The following is a 16187-nucleotide window of genomic DNA, read 5'->3' as shown; positions in this document are numbered from 1 at the left end:
TCTTTTGCTTTCCCATTGCCAGATACGTTGGTTCTGGTTGCAATGTTCGTTGATCCTTTTATGTTGTTTAAGGCATTGGCTGATTGGCTAAAAGAAGTGGATACACTCCCAGCTACAGATAGACTACTTTTTATCCCCATATTTTCTCTCCTTATTGTCTTTATTTCCGTTTTTAACGTATATCAAAACAAACATATAGAAACAATTGCGTTTTCATTGTGTTTATTTTTTGATACCTTCTACAATACGTTTCTCGACAAAACGTAAAAACATAAGTTGATGGTTTACAATTTTCTACTTTCTGCTCAATAAAAGGAGATTTTTTTCTGTTATTTTTCTTTTTACATATCGGAGCCGTTTTTCGTGTTACTTGCTGAAGCTCAAAATTCAGCACTCCAGAAAAAGGAGAGACTCATTATGAAAAAGAGTTACAGAATCTGTCAACAAGAAAAAAGTAACTAAACAACTTTCCATACATTCAATACTGCTTATGTTAAACTAAGATAGACGAAATCAAATAAGTAGCTTTTGTAGAGGGGAGTAATGAACATGAAATGTATATCATGGAATGTCAACGGCCTGCGTGCTGTTGTTAAGAAGAACTTTATGGAGGTTTTTAATGAATTAGATGCAGATTTTTTCTGCTTGCAGGAAACAAAATTACAAGAAGGGCAAATTGATTTAGACTTACCTGGTTATTATCAATACTGGAATTATGCTGAGAAAAAAGGCTATTCAGGTACAGCGATTTTTGCGAAAGAAGAAGCGCTAAGTGTGCGCTATGGTATGGGACTTGAAGAGCATGATCAAGAAGGGCGTTTGATCACATTAGAATATCCAAACTTCTTTATGATTACTTGCTATACGCCTAATTCTCAAAATGAGTTGAAACGTTTAGATTACCGTATGACTTGGGAAGATGCTTTTCGCGACTATTTAAATGCGTTAAGTAAAGAAAAACCCGTGATACTTTGTGGTGATTTAAATGTAGCTCATCAAAATATCGATTTAAAAAACTGGAAAACCAATCAAAAAAATGCTGGTTTTACACCAGAAGAACGTCAAAAATTTACAGAATTATTGGATAGTGGTTTTATTGATACATACCGTCACTTCTATCCAGATCAAGAAGGCGTTTATTCTTGGTGGAGTTATCGTTTCAATGCTCGGAAAAATAATGCTGGATGGAGAATTGACTATTTTGTCGTTTCTGATGGTTTGAAAGAGGCTTTGACTAGTGCTAAGATTCATACTGAAATTACAGGTAGTGATCATTGTCCAGTGGAAGTTGAGTTGACGATCACTTAAAAAGATTCGATACTACTTATCGTTTAATGTTTATTTGAATTTAGAGAACGGGATAAAACTGATTTTTAGTTTTATCCCGTTCTCTTTTTGTTTATTTTGTGTTAATATTTTTGAATTAGACTTACTATAGGTCTTTTATTTTGTTATACTGCATGTATGAATTAATTTTTTATTGAAAGGGATAATGAACATGAATTTTTATTCCATAGACTTTGAAACAGCCAGTTATGCCAAGCATAGTGCCTGTTCTGTCGCGTTAGTAAAAGTAGAAAACAGTAAAATCGTTGATGAATATTATTCCTTAATCAAACCGGAAACGGATTTTTTCTGGAAAAACATTCAAGTTCACGGGATTAAACCAGAAGATGTAGCGGATGCTCCTAAGTTTCCAGACGTTTGGAAGCAAATTCAAGGTTGCTTTAAACCGAATAGCTTAGTTGTCGCTCACAATGCTCCTTTTGACACTGGTGTTTTAACTGGTTGTTTAGATTATTATGGAATTGATCAACCAAATTACCTTTCACTATGTACAGTTAAAACGAGCCGTAAGTTATTTCCAGAGATGGAAAATCACAAGCTGAACACGGTTTGTGAGAATCTAGATATCCAATTGAACAATCACCATGATGCGTTGGAAGATAGTCGAGCATGTGCTGAAATTTTGTTGTATCAAGAAAAACACTTTGGTGTAGAACCGTTAAAGAAACTAGTAACGATAAAATAAAGAAAAGCCGAATCAAGAACAGATTGTTCTTTTGATTTGGCTTTTCTTTGTTATAAAGGATTTATTTTTCTAAAATCTCAACGATCTCATCCATATTTTTAGAACCAAAAACAATTTCCTTGTCATCAATGATCATCGCTGGGACGCTCATGATTTTCTTCTCTGTTTTCAATTCTGGAAAGACACCGATATCAATCATTTCTGCTTCAACATTATGGTTGATAGAAGCAATTCTTTGGCATGCTGCCACAACATCTGGGCAATAATGACAAGTCAATGAAACGAATATTTGTACTTTCTTTTTAGGTAATTCTTTGATTTTGTTGACTACAGGTTCTTCAATTGGTTGTCCTGCGCTTCCCACATTGTAAACAGCCAAGACGATTGAATTGACCTCATGTCCGCTTGGAATACCACTAAATTTGATTCCAGTGTAGTCTCCTTGATCGTTTAAAACAACAACACTTGGCAATTTATCAATGCCATATTTTGTTTCTAAGTCAGGTTTCTCACCTTTTTGGATCGATTCTAACAAGATCTTATCACTTAGTGAAGCAAATTCAGTTAAGAATGAGTTCAGTTCTAGTGATTTCTCTTCACTACTATCCATCACTTGAAGTAATGTAACGTTCTTCGTAAGTTTTCCAAAAATACCGCCTAATTGTTCTCTCATTGCGTCAGGGAACCAAGTATTATTACCACTTGTAGCTTTAACTGCTTTCTTCTCTGTTTTTGGTTGTTCCTTTTTGCTCGCTGCATGTTGCTCAGCTAATCGTTTTTCCATGCGTTCATTGACGATTGGCAAGCCAGCTTTTGTTTTTTCTTCTGTGATATATTTTTGTGCATTGGTTGCAGCGATCGCACCATCTGCCACAGCAGTAACGATTTGGCGTAATTCTTTGATCCGTAAATCTCCAGCTGCATAAACACCAGGGACGTTTGTTTCCATATTTTCATTTGTTGGTACATAACCGCGGTCTAATTCGACTTTGCCTTCAAAAATTTCAGTACTAGGTTTGTTACCAGCAAAAACAAACATACCAAAAGTACTACCTTCTGGTGCGTCATAAGTTGTTTCTTCCCCTGTTTCGTTGTTGACAAAAACAGCTTTACGAACAAAATCATCCCCAGTTATTTCTTTCACTTCGGTATTGTAGACGATTTTAATATCTGGATGTTGTTTGGCTGCTTCTGCTGTTAATTTAGCACAAGTGAAATCAGGTTCACGAATGATCATTGTTACTGATTTACCATAACGAGTTAAATAAACCGCTTCTTCTGCCGCTGCATAGCCGCCCCCAAGTACAAAGATATCTAATCCTTGGAAAAATTCGCCATCACATGTTGAACAATACGCGATGCCACGACCAGTAAACTCAACTTCTCCTGGGAAACCAATTTTACGTGCGGAAGCACCCGTTGCGATGATTACAGCATACGCCTGATAAGTTTTTGTAGCAGATTTGACTGTTTTCACTGTTTGACTTAAATCAACGTCAATAATCTCATCTGTGGTAAACTCAACACCAAAATCTAATGCTTGTAAACGCATGTCTTCCATCAGTTCAGGTCCAGTTGTTGCTCGGATTGCTGGATAGTTCACGATTTCAGAAGTTGTTGTTACTTGTCCGCCGATTTTATCTTTTTCAATAATCAATGTGTCTAACATTGCACGACCTGCATAAATCCCTGCTGATAACGCAGCTGAACCGCCGCCGATCACGATCAAATCATAAATTTCTTGACTCATATATACGTTCTCCTTTTATTCAATTCGTTGTTTTTGAGCTGTAAATCTTAAGAAAGACTCCCCTAAAAAAGGAAGTCTTACGCCTGTTTATTAATCTATTTAGATTTTACCAACTAAGTCTAAACTTGGTGCGATTGTTTCTTCGCCTGGTTTCCAGTTTGCAGGACAAACTTTATCGCCATGTTTTGCAACAAATTGAGATGCTTCTAATTTACGAACTAGTTCATCTGCATTACGGCCGATACCCATATCGTTGATTTCGTAAGATTTGATTTCGCCTTCTGGACTTACGATAAATGTACCACGGTAAGCTTGACCTAACTCTTCGTTTAATACGCCGAAGAATCGAGCGATTTTTCCATTTGGATCAGCTAACATTGGGTATTTGATTTTACCAATAGTATCTGTTGCGTCTGCCCATGCTTTATGAACAAAGTGGCTATCTTCTGATACTGAGTAAACTTCACAATTCAACTCTTTTAAGTGATCGTAGTGATCTTGCATGTCCCCTAATTCTGTTGGACAAACAAATGAAAAGTCAGCTGGATAGAAGAAGAAAATACTCCATTTACCTAATACGTCTGCTGTTGACACTTTGATAAATTCACCATCTTGGTATGCGTCACATTCAAAGTCTAATAATTTTGTGTTGATTAAGTTCATCTCAATATTCCTCCTAATTTTAAAAACTAGCCCTTACAGCTAGTCCTTTTTTCTACACTCTTAGCGTATCAATTTAAAATTATTATGTCAATAGAATTATTATAGTTTAGACATTTTATTTTTGCTATATTCGTCTTCTCTTTGAGAAAATAGCTCTCTCATTCTCAATAACGCGAATAAATTATCAGTTGTTGTTTATCTACTCTATTTTACACGATGGAATGAAAATAAGACAAGAGTAATCTTCTTTATTCTACCAGAAAAAATTTCTTATTAATCGAATAACTTCCTGATTTTCCACCAATTCACTGTGGCGGGTCTCCTCACCTTGAATCAGTATTTCCTGATAATCGGCTAGTTGATCCTGATAAATATATCTTCCAGAAAAAACACTTTGGACGGGTACTGTATTATCAGAAGCTGTTTCTTCAACTTCTCCTGCGATATTCAACATCTTAATGGAACTTTGAATATTCCCCCGATTTTCTATGTACCCTTGAAGCAGATCGCTAGTTTCTTTCACTTGTGTAAAAGTAGTAACTGCTTCATTGTATTTTTTTGATGTGTCATTGTAGGGTGTACCTAGAGTTATCAATTTGTTTAATTTTGGATCTTCGACTTGTTGAAATTCTTCCAGATAAGATGTGATCACTAATCCACCATTGGAATGACCTAGATAATTATACGTGTCAAACGAGTATTTTCTTTGAATATAACTCAGCGCTAGTTGATACCATTTTCCTTGAAGGGATAAGGTTTCATTACTACTATCTTGAAACGCAATCACGATGGTAGGATGCTCCGTTGTACTCTTTAGCTTTCCTTTAGATGATACACTGCCATCGGTTGCTACAGTGACTTTTAGCACATCAGATTTAGGATCTAATGCCTTGATCAAGCCATTGAAACGGTTCACAGTTCCATTAGTTCCTGGAACAAAAATCGTTGGCGTTTGAATTTCCACCGGTCCACTCGTTGGCGTAAATTTTTCAGCAAATGCAGTTAGGCTTTTTTGGAATAAAAGAAAGAGCATTAAAGCAACACCTCCAATCAAAAGTATTTTAGGAAGCTTTCTTTTTATGTTTTTATCATTCTTCATGACATCATCCTCCGATATAGAGAAAGTCTACGCCCTGAAACTTAAATGAAGATTAAACATAAAATAAAAGAAATTTTTAGTTTTATTTTCTAATGAAAATCATCTGGATAATGCAGACAATAAAAACTAGCAGAAGAGCCATGTCAATGGAGTGAAATCTTATTTAGGAGTTTAAAAATGTTTCATCCATGGTCTTGTCTTTATTAAAATGCTTTCCATGAACATCGATGACTGCATGCCATTCTTTACATAATTTATGGGGGATTGATTCGGTCAAATGAATAAAATCCTTACGCATTTCTTCATAGGTCTTATATGGACCAAAACCTAAGCGATTAAACAAGTGAATTGCGTATTGATCAGCGATAAACACATTTCGTTCAAAAATATAAAGTAACATCGCATCTGCTGTTTCTGAGCCTACACCTTTAATCGTTAAAAGTTCTTTTCTAAGTTCATCCGTAGAGTATGTGTGAAATTTATCAAAATCACTGTCGTGAGAGATAAACCAATCGATCAATGCTTTAATATAATTGCTTTTTTGTTTGAAGAAACCTGCCGGACGAATCAGTTCTTGTAATGTTTCCAATTCAATTTCCAGAAGGCTTTCCACCGTTAAATATGGTTCCAAATTCCCCAACGCTTTGTGAGCGTTTTTTTCGGTTGTTTGCTGAATCAGGATCATCGATACCCAATCAGATAGACGATTCTCATCTTCCCACCAATGCTGATAGCCGTAATGATCGACTAAATTATTTAGCACTCGAAGCTTGTCTTTATCTGTTTTCATTTTTTCCCCTCCTTTAATATTACATAAAAAACTTAGATCAAAATAATTAAATCCTGATCCAAGCTGTATAATAGTTATTCAGTTATCTCTTTTTCTTTCGTAATCATAATCACTCCATCGCCTAAAGGCAACAACGTAGACGTCAAATCTGGATGAGTCATGACTGTATCTAAAAATTGATTCAATTTTCTATGGATCGTTCTTTGACTACGAGGAATGTCTTCAATTGGGTCTAAAATCGTTCCTGCTTGAAAAACATCATCCACCATCAATACACCACCAACACGCAATAAGCGTAAACATTCTGGTAAGAATTCAATATATTTGGATTTCGCACTGTCCATAAAAATAAAATCATAGGGCCCCGTCAATGTAGGTAAAATTTCTGCGGCCTGCCCCTCTAACAAAGTAACTTTGTCCGTCAGTCCTAAGCGTTCATAGGTTGCCTTGGCTTTTCTGATCATCACATCAAAACGATCAATCGTAGTCACATGTCCATCGTCACCAACATATTGCGCCATCAAGCTAGAAGAAAAACCAATTGCTGTGCCTATTTCTAAAATATTTTTGGGTTTGATTTGATCTAAGAAAAATTGTAGAAATACTACGGTTTCATGAGGGATAATAGGAATCCCCGCCTCATGAGCTTCTTCTTCAATCACTCCTAATTCGCCTTGAATCATTTTTTGTTTATTACGCATAAAATCGACAAGTTCTTTTTTTACAACGGGTCGATGCATCATTTCGTTTCGCATACTATTCGCTCCTTTTCGCTTCTTTATTATACGAATAGATACAATTGATGTCAAAAAGAAAATGAGGCAACTAACAATCTAAACACCTTAAACTAATTGAAACAAGTTAAACAAAAATCAATCCTATTCATTCCTCAATTTCTTAGCAATTCGTTCATTCATTTTTCTTTTTAGTTCATTGATTCTAGTCCGTCCTTGCATTTCTGATAGTGTATTTTCAGCAAAAGATCCTACGTCTTCTCCAACTAGATCTAAAATTGGAATATTATTTGCAGCACCTTCTTCAAAGAAATCAAGTAAATCTAGCATTACTGGCAACATCTCCATACCGTCACCGGCTGTAAACTCCCATAAAAATTTTTGGACTTCTTTATAAACCATTTGATAGTCAGCAGGTAATTTTTTTAGGCGCGCCATCTCTTCATTGTATTTGATTTTATCTGCATGAACTTGTTTAAGATACTGAAAGATGTTTTTACTTTTCATTATCGTTTCCCTCCTTTATTTTTTCTATTTGTCCTGAAATGAACGACCAGCGCTGCCAGAACAACTCACGTTCTTTTTGTCCGTTCTCATTTAATGAATAGAATTTACGCATTGGTCCCATTGTCGACTTTTTTTTCGTAACAGTTACTAAGTTCTTCTTTTCCAAGCGCAATAGAATAGTATAAACTGTGCCTTCCACGATGTCTTCAAATCCATATTCTTGTAAGTTATTCGTTATTTCGTAACCATATGTTTCCCGTCGGTTAATAATTTCTAGAATCACTCCTTCTAATACACCTTTGAGCATTTCTGTAATCCCGTTCATAGTATTTATCACCTTTACTTTCTTATGGAACAACCTAAGATTGATCTATCTTCTCACTACTTAGTAATATAAAGTACAGGTATATAGTATAACTAAGTACATAAATTGTCAACTACCTTGTTTTACTAAAAAAGATTCTAGAGAAAAAGCAATCTGCTTTTTCCTCTAGAACCTACATGTATTTTTTATTTTTAATAAAGTAAGCCAACTAAGTCTTGTTTTTCAATGTTACCAAAATATTTTTTTATGTCGATCTTATCAACAGCAGCTTCGATTGCTGATTTTTCATATTTAGTACCCGTTAAAATATCTTCTACATCTTTGATCTCACCTAGTCCAAAGAAGTCACCAAAGACTTTGATTTCTTTAATTTCACCATCTTCTACGTTCATTTGCGCATCAATGGAACCAATTGGAAAGCGCTGATGGCGTTCTAAGTTAAAGGCTGGAGACTTACCATAGTTCCAATCCCAGTTACGGTAAAATTCATCGGAGATTTTATTGATTTTTTCCCAGTCTTCATCTGTCAATTCGTAGGTTTTTACTTGATCAACAGAATCTACACCGAAGATTTTCAACAAAATATCTTCACGAAATTCTTCTGTCGTCATATCTTGTTTTTCCGCAGGTAAAAATGGTTTAATATTCGTTACTCGTGAACGAACGGATTTGATTCCTTTTGATTCGATTTTGTCTTTGCGGACTTTTAAGGTATTCACTACTTCATCAATGTCACTGTCAAACATCAATGTGCCATGAGCAAACATTCTGCCAGCTGTTGCATACATTGCGTTTCCTGAAAACTTCATATCATTGATTACTAAATCATTACGGCCTTTTAGTTCCGCACCAGAAACACCTAAATCATGTAGCGCTTGAATAATTGGTTGTGTAACTTTGGCAAAATCACGGAAAGAATTGCCATCGTCTGGCATGATAAAACTAAAGTTTAAATTACCGTGATCGTGATATACAGCACCACCACCGCTTAAGCGACGGACAACATGAATCCCGTTTTCGTCTACATACTCTTTATTGATCTCTTCGATCGTGTTTTGATTCCGACCAATAATGATTGAGGGGTCATTGATATAAAATAATAGAATCGGCTCATCTAATGGTTTCTCTTTTAACAAATAGGTTTCGATTGCTAAGTTGACTCTTGGGTCATTATTTTCATTTGGTACAAAGATCATTATTCACCACTCCTTAAATTTCAATAACTAAATTTTTCTTTGCTAAACAGACAGATACTTGGTTCCCTGCAGCTTTTTCAGCTTGTTGTTTCAATTCTTCTAGTGAACCATGTTGAGGTAAATGAGTCAATATCAGTTTTTTAACATTGGCAGCTTTGGCAATTTCACCCGATTCTTTTGACGTGAAATGTGCATGATGGTTTTCATTTCCCTCAAATAAGTACGTATCAGCTAAAAAGACATCTGCATCTTTCGCAAAATCAACAAAACTTTCCAAGTAGCCAGAATCACCTGTGAAAACAAATACTTTTCCTGTTTTTTCTTCTAAAAATCGCATGGCATAACAAGGAACAGGATGGATTGTTTTCATAAAAGTCACAAGAAAGGGACCTAATTTTAACTCTTCCGCTTCAAAATAAGGAACTGCCTCAGATACTCCTGGCATATTAAGTGCTTCAAAATGAACGGCATCATCTGTATGTCCATAAATAGGTAAAACAGGTGTTGGCTCCATCACCGGATATAATTGACGATAATACTGCAATACACCTAAATCTGCGATATGGTCATAATGATAATGAGATAGGATCACGGCGTCTAATGTTAATGGATCAAGATGTTCTTCTAAATTGACTAAAGTTGTACTTCCAGCATCTAACAATAACTTAAATCCATCCGATTCTAATAAATAAGAACTGGTTCCTTCTCCTTTATAAGGATACGCACCTAAACAGCCTAAAACGGTTATTTTCAACTTCATCGGCCTCCTTGATTATTTTCTTCTTAATGGTAACATAAAAAAACAAAATTGAGACAAAAAATTGTTTAGGTTCCAGTAACTAGACTAAATGAGGGTGAGGCAAAAGTAAACAGCACTTTTGCCTCACCCTCTAAAACCAAATAAATGGTTGTATTACAGACCAAACTTTCTAAGGTCCATTCTCTAAAGTCCAATTAATTTTAGTTGTATATGCTGTATCTTTTCGGAGTCTCCCAGGCATAATTTCTAAATTCAATGAACGTGACACATCTGAAAATACTACATTTACCTCGCGTTTGTTACTATCTTTAGCGTCAAACACTTCACTTGAAGCTTGAGTGTTTATCGGTATAGTTGCACGTCCGTGGTCATTTAAATATAAAAGAATACCTGATTCTTTTTCCCCTTTTTCATTTTGGAAAAGCTCCGCCAACTGTGCAGTTAATCGCCAATTTTTTTTAACAAATCTAGTATCTTCTACGTTCAATTCAATCGTTTTTTGTTGGACAATGTTTTGTCTTTTTGATTGAATCGTTACTTCTCCAAATGACAGATCAGAGGAATAATTTTTAATACTTAATGTTCCTGGTAGTAAAGTCATCGTTATTTTTTTAGTGATTTTTCCGATGCTTATTGATAATTCATATGTTCCCACATCTTTTTTCACTGATGTTTTATCAATCGAGATTAATTCTTTTGTTTCCTTAGCTGTTGCTAACTCCCACGCATTTGCATTGCTATTAGCCAAAATAAAATCCAGTTGTTCTTTTTCTGTTTCAGGATAATCAATTGCTAGTGCACTAAAGTTTTCACCATAGAGCATATATGTATCATCTTTCAACGTGTCCAAACTTTCCACTAAAAATGGAATTTCTATGTTGGTTTTATTTTGAGCCTTATCCATCAGTTCAACAATTGCTGTTGTTCGACCTACTTTTGTCAGATCTGGTTCTTTTATCAGTGTTTTGGTGACTGATTCAACACCTGCATTGTCATAGATATTCTTTAACATATTGGAAATACTTGGAATTGCTGAACCAATTTTTACATATTGAATAAGGGCTTCAGCACTTGGTGGTGTCGTATCTTTTACTTGTTGACTATTTGAGGCAACACTTATATTTCCTGCACTATCTGCTGCAGTCACTTCATAGTTTTTGTAAGGAACTAACGGTTTTTTCTCATCTGGAATAAGGAGTTCAAAACGACCTGTTTCATCGGCTTTTCCTGTCAGAAAAACATCGGTACTCCCCGTTTCGTACAGCTTGATTGCAGCATCAGGTTCGGTACTACCAGAAAATGAACTTGATGTATCAGTAATTGGATCTAATTTAGGCATTTCTGGAGGTGTTGTATCTTTGACTATTCGAGTCACAGTTGCAGCTTTACCATTTAGCATGCCTTTAATTACAACGGTCTCTCCTGCAGTAAAATACTGGTCTTTTGGCAATGTATAATTAAATGTTCCATCCGCATTAGCACGTATTTGATACTTGCTTGTATCATCTTTAACTTCTGAGCTTAATTGCCCCTCTGGTAAAGAGGCACTACCCGAGAATGATAGAAACGCTTTAGGATAAGTTTTCCCTGTCACAGTGTAACTTTCTTGTTGTGTTGGATTGTCAACTAACTCTCCTGTTGTTATCGTTACGTTGATTTTACCTAGGAGTGTTTGCGCTTTTGATAACAAATTCTCTAGATCCTTTTTGTCAGTCGCTGTTAAAACATTACTGAAGTCTTGTACTTCTTTTCTTAAGTCATTTATCAGCTGTGTTGTTGTACTTAAACTTAACTCTTTTTGCTCTGTATCTGCAAATAAACCATTTATTCTCTTTTTCAATGTTAACCACTCATTAGTAGCATCTTTATAGGTTATATTAGATATTTTCCAAAATGCATCAGTATAAGGATAACCTCCTGTCCCATCATAGGGACCCGTAAACGTTTGTTGAAAAACATAGTCTTTTGTTGTTGGTGCCTTAATTGAAAATACTGGATTAATTGTTCCTTCAGCCTTCTCTAAGCCATTAGCTGGCATACTAAAATTTTGCCAAGCTACCCCGCTAACCTCCATATTAGCAACATGGTGGTCACTATGTGGTCTGTCTGTCATATATGACAAATTATAATTTGCTTTAAATTGATAATAACGACCTGCTTTTAAAGGAACTGTTTGAGTAAGTTTGGCCTTAATTACTCTAGTAGTCCACATACCACTCCCTGGATCATAATAATCCTTAACTGAATGATCACGTATCCATAAATTAATTATATCAGTGGCTGAATCACGGAAGATGTATCCTTTGACAAGATCAAAATTGATTGTTTTTGTTGTAAGATCATAAGATTCACTATATAAATAGTCTGTTTCTCTATCCAAGGTTACTCTCCATTTTGATTTATCTAATAAAACCTCTTCTTCAACAGAACTCGTCTCAGCTTTTATTTTGTGAGTTTGCTCAACTGCAAAGAAATAAAAACACAAAAATAGCAACATTATGTAACAACTACTTTTAGATATCTTTTTTCCCACTGCTTTCCCACCTTCTATGTTTTACCTTTTTTTTAATTATACATCAAATAACAGATTAAATTTTATCCATTTTTGATCGATAAATACGAAAAAATAGATATAATATCATTAATATCTTCTAAATCTTATTAGATAATAAAGAATAACCTCCAAAAATTGATGTTTTCACATACAATTTTTGGAGGTTGATTCATATATGTGTTACTCAACTACTGCTGGTGCATCTTTTTCTTTACGAGCGGTATCGTAAAAGCTTGCAATAGCTACATCATGATAAGGTATCACCCACAATAAGCCAATTCCTACGACTAAAATACCAATGATAAACCAGCCGATAAAAGACAGTTGCAATAATAAATATTGACCGAAACGGCCTTTCATCAAGTACAAAACATATTTTATAGCATCACCTACAGATAAATCAGGATCATCGATTTTGACCCAAACTGCAAATTGAAATACACCACTAATAAATATACCGATCAAGATCATCAGCAAACTAAAAATCACTAATAGGAAGCCTAAAAGTACATTTCCTGCAAGTTCATTTTGAAATTGTTCCACTGAAACTGTATTAAACATTAATCCAAAATAAAAGACTGTTCCATAAGATAAAAGAACTGGTAGTAATACAACTAAATTCAACAAGATACTGTGTGAAATTGATCAATAACATGGGAATATAAAACTTCCCTTGGAAAACAGTTGTTAGCATACCTGTACTGACTTTTCTCCCCCTCAATACTTGCAATGCACAATAATACGTACCGTAGGTAATCGCAAAAAAGATAAAGTTGTTCAGTAAAAATGATATAAGATTATTTCCTACACTATCTTGCGGTAAGTTTGCAATACCACCCACAATTGTGCCAATAATAAACCGAGTGAATACTGCTAAGAACGTAATCCAAGCCATCGTTCCCCATTGGTTTTTTAATGATGTACGTGCTTGCTCTCTATGGGTTGCATTAGTAATTTGACTTTTCATTTAAACCATCCTCTATCTGTTAATATTCCCGAATCTTGTCAACTGTTTCTTGATCTAATCTTTTAACTACTTCTGTAACTAATTTGACCGTGTTTAAATAATCATCTTCATGGATTATTGACGTATGAGAATGTAAATAACGAACAGGAACTGTGATCGCTAATGATGGTACACCATTTCTAGATAAATGCATTCTACCAGCATCTGTTCCACCACCTGTGATCACTGTATATTGAAAGGGAATATTATTTTCTTCAGCAACCTGAATCACGAAATCACGTAATTTTTTATGTGGAATCATAGATGCATCAAAAATCAAAATTTGAGGGCCTTTCCCTAATTCAGAATCGGCTTCTTTTGGTGTCATTCCTGGTGTATCCCCTGCGGTTCCAGTATCTAGTGCAAAAGCAATATCTGGATCAACTAAATGTGTACTTGTTTGTGCTCCTCGTAGACCAACTTCTTCTTGTACATCACTTCCTGCAAACAAGATGTTAGGATGTCCTTCTTTTGCAAGGTTTTCCAGAACTCTTAAGGATACTGCTGTACCAATTCGGTTATCCCATGCTTTAGCCAACATAAATTTTGTATCGTTCATACGTCGATATTCAATATATGGTGTAATCATATCACCAGGTTTTATGCCCCATTCAGCTACTTGTTTGTCACTAGATGCACCGATATCAATAAACATTTCTGCTACGTCATAAGGTTGTTTTCTAGCCTCTGCACTTAAAACATGAGGTGGTTTTGAACCAATCACGCCATGAATCAAATCACCTTTACCAGTTTTAATTTGCACTTGTTGAGCTAGCATAACCTGTCCCCACCAGCCGCCAAGTGTCTGGAATTTAATAAAACCTTTTTCCGTAATTTGCGTAACCATAAAGCCAACTTCATCCATATGCCCTGAGAAAAAGACTTTAGGACCTTCCTTATCCCCAACTCGCTTGGCGATAATACTGCCTAAACCGTCATACATAATTTTATCTGCAAAAGGTTCTGCATATTTTTTGAATAAGTCTCTGACCTCGCCTTCGTTTCCAGGTACTCCTTTAGCATTTGTAAGTTCAATCAACATTTGTTCTTCTTTTTGATCCAAACTATAAAACTCCCTTCTCTTTATAGAATCCATTTTATTATACCATTCATCTGGTTTTTAAAATAAAAAATTTGCCTCTCAACTGTACTCATCTATTCTACACACTATTTACTAAAATCTGCTTTTTTTCAAAAAAACAAGGCAAACCTAGAAAAAAGTTTTGCCTTGTTCCTGTTCTTATTTTGTTATATCGTTTGGCTCTTTTTGCTGCCATTCTTTTGAATAAAATGATGATTGAAGATTATACCTTGGTGCTTTTTTAGAGCTGTTTTCAAGAAATGGTTTAATTCGTTGATCAGCAGCTAACCAACCACGCCAACCTAAGTGAATCGTATCAGCCATAAAATATTGTGTATCAGATTCTTTTGTAAAATCGGCAATGTTGTTAAACCCTTGACTTTCCAATTGATACTTAACTTTCTCAGCAAATCCTTGTAGCATCTCTTGAGAAAGTCCTGTAAAATCCGTCCAATGTTTATTCACAGGCGGAATAATAAACAGTACTTCTGCATTATCCTGAGCCAATTGACTTAAGACTAATTGTAAATCAGAAAACTCTGGTGAAAAACGATAGTCCCACTTTTTTTGTGACCCTTCCAAACTGTTAAGTTTCTTTTTCACTCGTTTGTTATAAAATGCATTTGAAATCTCAAACTGGTTGTTGTTTGTTGCTTTTTCGCCAATCTCAGCAGCTAATCTGTCTAGTTCGCCATCATCATATATTTCGGGCAAGCGTTTTTCTGCCTTTTTAAGAACCTCTTCTTTACTCATCATACCAATTTTCCCAAAAAGTTCATCTTCTCTTGAGAACATATTAAACATCAAATTGATATAATTTCTGTCGGAAGAATTTGGTAAGCTGCCTTCTTTAATACGATCTAACGAGTGGCTTAAACGTTTGTCTTTTTTTACTTTGGGAAAATCCATCAAACGTTGTGCTAAGTATTTATCATCATCCGTTACTTTCTCCAGATTATTAACCCACTGATATGTCTGAAGATCAGAAAAATACGCATTGAAGTAATCATTTGTGACACCATCTTTAACAAACCATTGAGGCGAAAGAATAAATATTACTTTTTTATGAGAAAGGTTTTCTCCCATTGACTGCATCATCATCGCCTGAGTCAAAGATTGCGTACCTGGTGCTCCTAATAAAAATGGTCGATACTTTCGATCATATTTTTCTGCCAGTGCAGAAGGGTGAAAGGCACTGATTCGACTTAACTCAGAAGAGCCAAAAAATGGAACATATTCTTTTGAGCCCGTTGCTTTATTTTTAATAGCGTTTCCTCTTAAAATATTCGTTGCCATAGAAGTAGACGCATCTTCAAGAACTCGTTTACTATCCAAGTCTATCTGGAATGGTGCGAAGAAAAACACAACTAAAAGAACAACTGATATAATAATTGGTCCAAAAATCCCAAAGACTTTTTTCTTCATACTCATTATTGTAATGCTTTCACTTGTTCAATCACTTTATTAGGTGTTTTCCATAGTTCACGATCAAAATCAGAAACGGGTACTTGTACACCTAGTTGTCCTTCGATTTCCACTAATAATTGAACAGTAGCCAATGAATCCATTAAACCTTCTTCAAACAAATCAACATCTTTATTTTCTTTTACTTCATCAGTGCCTGTGATTTCTTCTAAAATATCTAAAACTGTTTTTTCTACATTCATTGTTATTGTCTCCCTTAAAGTAC

At 35.1% G+C, this 16187-nt stretch carries 17 protein-coding genes; 2 read left to right on the top strand and 15 right to left on the bottom strand.

Annotation, left to right across the window (positions count from 1 at the left end):
- Window positions 1-549: 549 nt before the first annotated feature.
- Window positions 550-1308: an exodeoxyribonuclease III gene (locus BCR23_RS13890; RefSeq protein ID WP_069636092.1), complete on the top strand. Its 759-nt coding sequence runs from the start codon at window positions 550-552 to the stop codon at window positions 1306-1308.
- Window positions 1309-1498: 190 nt separating this feature from the next.
- Complete coding sequence (locus tag BCR23_RS13885) at window positions 1499-2032, top strand: 3'-5' exonuclease (RefSeq protein ID WP_069636091.1); 534 nt, start codon at window positions 1499-1501, stop codon at window positions 2030-2032.
- A gap of 61 nt (window positions 2033-2093) precedes the next feature.
- On the opposite strand, the gene BCR23_RS13880 is transcribed toward BCR23_RS13885, so the two are convergent.
- The 15 genes from BCR23_RS13880 to dltC form a co-directional block, all read right to left on the bottom strand.
- On the bottom strand, window positions 2094-3782 hold the full coding sequence (locus BCR23_RS13880) for an FAD-dependent oxidoreductase (protein WP_069636090.1): 1689 nt from the start codon (window positions 3780-3782) through the stop codon (window positions 2094-2096).
- Window positions 3783-3881: 99 nt separating this feature from the next.
- Window positions 3882-4445, bottom strand: a complete 564-nt coding sequence (gene ahpC, locus BCR23_RS13875) for an alkyl hydroperoxide reductase subunit C (protein WP_069636089.1) — start codon at window positions 4443-4445, stop codon at window positions 3882-3884.
- A 253-nt stretch (window positions 4446-4698) separates the two neighbouring features.
- On the bottom strand, window positions 4699-5544 hold the full coding sequence (locus BCR23_RS13870) for an alpha/beta hydrolase (protein WP_069636088.1): 846 nt from the start codon (window positions 5542-5544) through the stop codon (window positions 4699-4701).
- Between the two features lie 163 nt (window positions 5545-5707).
- Window positions 5708-6334, bottom strand: a complete 627-nt coding sequence (locus BCR23_RS13865; protein WP_069636087.1) for an endonuclease III domain-containing protein — start codon at window positions 6332-6334, stop codon at window positions 5708-5710.
- 74 nt (window positions 6335-6408) lie between these two features.
- Window positions 6409-7089: an O-methyltransferase gene (locus BCR23_RS13860; RefSeq protein WP_069636086.1), complete on the bottom strand. Its 681-nt coding sequence runs from the start codon at window positions 7087-7089 to the stop codon at window positions 6409-6411.
- 123 nt (window positions 7090-7212) lie between these two features.
- Window positions 7213-7575, bottom strand: a complete 363-nt coding sequence (locus tag BCR23_RS13855) for a DUF1048 domain-containing protein (RefSeq protein ID WP_083241977.1) — start codon at window positions 7573-7575, stop codon at window positions 7213-7215.
- Complete coding sequence (locus tag BCR23_RS13850; protein WP_069636085.1) at window positions 7565-7900, bottom strand: PadR family transcriptional regulator; 336 nt, start codon at window positions 7898-7900, stop codon at window positions 7565-7567. The genes BCR23_RS13855 and BCR23_RS13850 overlap by 11 nt, the downstream gene beginning before the upstream one ends.
- Before the next feature lie 191 nt (window positions 7901-8091).
- Window positions 8092-9096: a lipoate--protein ligase gene (locus tag BCR23_RS13845; protein ID WP_069636084.1), complete on the bottom strand. Its 1005-nt coding sequence runs from the start codon at window positions 9094-9096 to the stop codon at window positions 8092-8094.
- 13 nt (window positions 9097-9109) lie between these two features.
- The gene (locus BCR23_RS13840; protein WP_069636083.1) at window positions 9110-9850 is read right to left on the bottom strand and encodes an MBL fold metallo-hydrolase; all 741 of its coding nucleotides are present in this window, start codon (window positions 9848-9850) and stop codon (window positions 9110-9112) included.
- Between the two features lie 175 nt (window positions 9851-10025).
- Entirely contained in the window at window positions 10026-12236 is a 2211-nt protein-coding gene (locus BCR23_RS13835) for an Ig-like domain-containing protein (protein WP_167352180.1), read from the bottom strand.
- A gap of 354 nt (window positions 12237-12590) precedes the next feature.
- Window positions 12591-13034, bottom strand: a complete 444-nt coding sequence (locus tag BCR23_RS14940; protein ID WP_240482566.1) for a DUF975 family protein — start codon at window positions 13032-13034, stop codon at window positions 12591-12593.
- The gene (locus BCR23_RS14935; RefSeq protein ID WP_240482565.1) at window positions 12964-13377 is read right to left on the bottom strand and encodes a hypothetical protein; all 414 of its coding nucleotides are present in this window, start codon (window positions 13375-13377) and stop codon (window positions 12964-12966) included. Before BCR23_RS14935 ends, BCR23_RS14940 begins: the two co-directional genes overlap by 71 nt.
- 19 nt (window positions 13378-13396) lie before the next feature.
- Window positions 13397-14479 carry a M42 family metallopeptidase gene (locus tag BCR23_RS13825; RefSeq protein ID WP_069636081.1) on the bottom strand — a complete coding sequence of 361 codons (1083 nt, stop codon included), beginning with the start codon at window positions 14477-14479 and terminating at the stop codon, window positions 13397-13399.
- Between the two features lie 177 nt (window positions 14480-14656).
- On the bottom strand, window positions 14657-15928 hold the full coding sequence (dltD, locus tag BCR23_RS13820) for a D-alanyl-lipoteichoic acid biosynthesis protein DltD (protein ID WP_141706752.1): 1272 nt from the start codon (window positions 15926-15928) through the stop codon (window positions 14657-14659).
- Window positions 15928-16164 carry a D-alanine--poly(phosphoribitol) ligase subunit DltC gene (gene dltC, locus BCR23_RS13815; RefSeq protein ID WP_069636080.1) on the bottom strand — a complete coding sequence of 79 codons (237 nt, stop codon included), beginning with the start codon at window positions 16162-16164 and terminating at the stop codon, window positions 15928-15930. The genes dltD and dltC overlap by 1 nt, the downstream gene beginning before the upstream one ends.
- Between the last annotated feature and the right edge of the window lie 23 nt (window positions 16165-16187).

Origin of the sequence: Enterococcus quebecensis, from assembly GCF_001730365.1 — a bacterium.
Taxonomy (GTDB): Bacteria; Bacillota; Bacilli; order Lactobacillales; family Enterococcaceae; genus Enterococcus_L; species Enterococcus_L quebecensis.
Note: the sequence above shows the minus strand (reverse complement) of the source record. Positions and strands in the feature narration are given on the sequence as shown.

Excerpts from the sequence above, each read along its gene's own strand:
- BCR23_RS13890 (WP_069636092.1), top strand. The coding sequence starts at position 550 with ATGAAATGTATATCATGGAATGTCAACGGCCTGCGTGCTGTTGTTAAG.
- BCR23_RS13885 (WP_069636091.1), top strand. The coding sequence starts at position 1,499 with ATGAATTTTTATTCCATAGACTTTGAAACAGCCAGTTATGCCAAGCAT.
- BCR23_RS13880 (WP_069636090.1), bottom strand. The coding sequence starts at position 3,782 with ATGAGTCAAGAAATTTATGATTTGATCGTGATCGGCGGCGGTTCAGCT.
- ahpC (WP_069636089.1), bottom strand. The coding sequence starts at position 4,445 with ATGAACTTAATCAACACAAAATTATTAGACTTTGAATGTGACGCATAC.
- BCR23_RS13870 (WP_069636088.1), bottom strand. The coding sequence starts at position 5,544 with ATGAAGAATGATAAAAACATAAAAAGAAAGCTTCCTAAAATACTTTTG.
- BCR23_RS13865 (WP_069636087.1), bottom strand. The coding sequence starts at position 6,334 with ATGAAAACAGATAAAGACAAGCTTCGAGTGCTAAATAATTTAGTCGAT.
- BCR23_RS13860 (WP_069636086.1), bottom strand. The coding sequence starts at position 7,089 with ATGCGAAACGAAATGATGCATCGACCCGTTGTAAAAAAAGAACTTGTC.
- BCR23_RS13855 (WP_083241977.1), bottom strand. The coding sequence starts at position 7,575 with ATGAAAAGTAAAAACATCTTTCAGTATCTTAAACAAGTTCATGCAGAT.
- BCR23_RS13850 (WP_069636085.1), bottom strand. The coding sequence starts at position 7,900 with ATGAACGGGATTACAGAAATGCTCAAAGGTGTATTAGAAGGAGTGATT.
- BCR23_RS13845 (WP_069636084.1), bottom strand. The coding sequence starts at position 9,096 with ATGATCTTTGTACCAAATGAAAATAATGACCCAAGAGTCAACTTAGCA.
- BCR23_RS14935 (WP_240482565.1), bottom strand. The coding sequence starts at position 13,377 with ATGAAAAGTCAAATTACTAATGCAACCCATAGAGAGCAAGCACGTACA.
- dltD (WP_141706752.1), bottom strand. The coding sequence starts at position 15,928 with ATGAGTATGAAGAAAAAAGTCTTTGGGATTTTTGGACCAATTATTATA.
- dltC (WP_069636080.1), bottom strand. The coding sequence starts at position 16,164 with ATGAATGTAGAAAAAACAGTTTTAGATATTTTAGAAGAAATCACAGGC.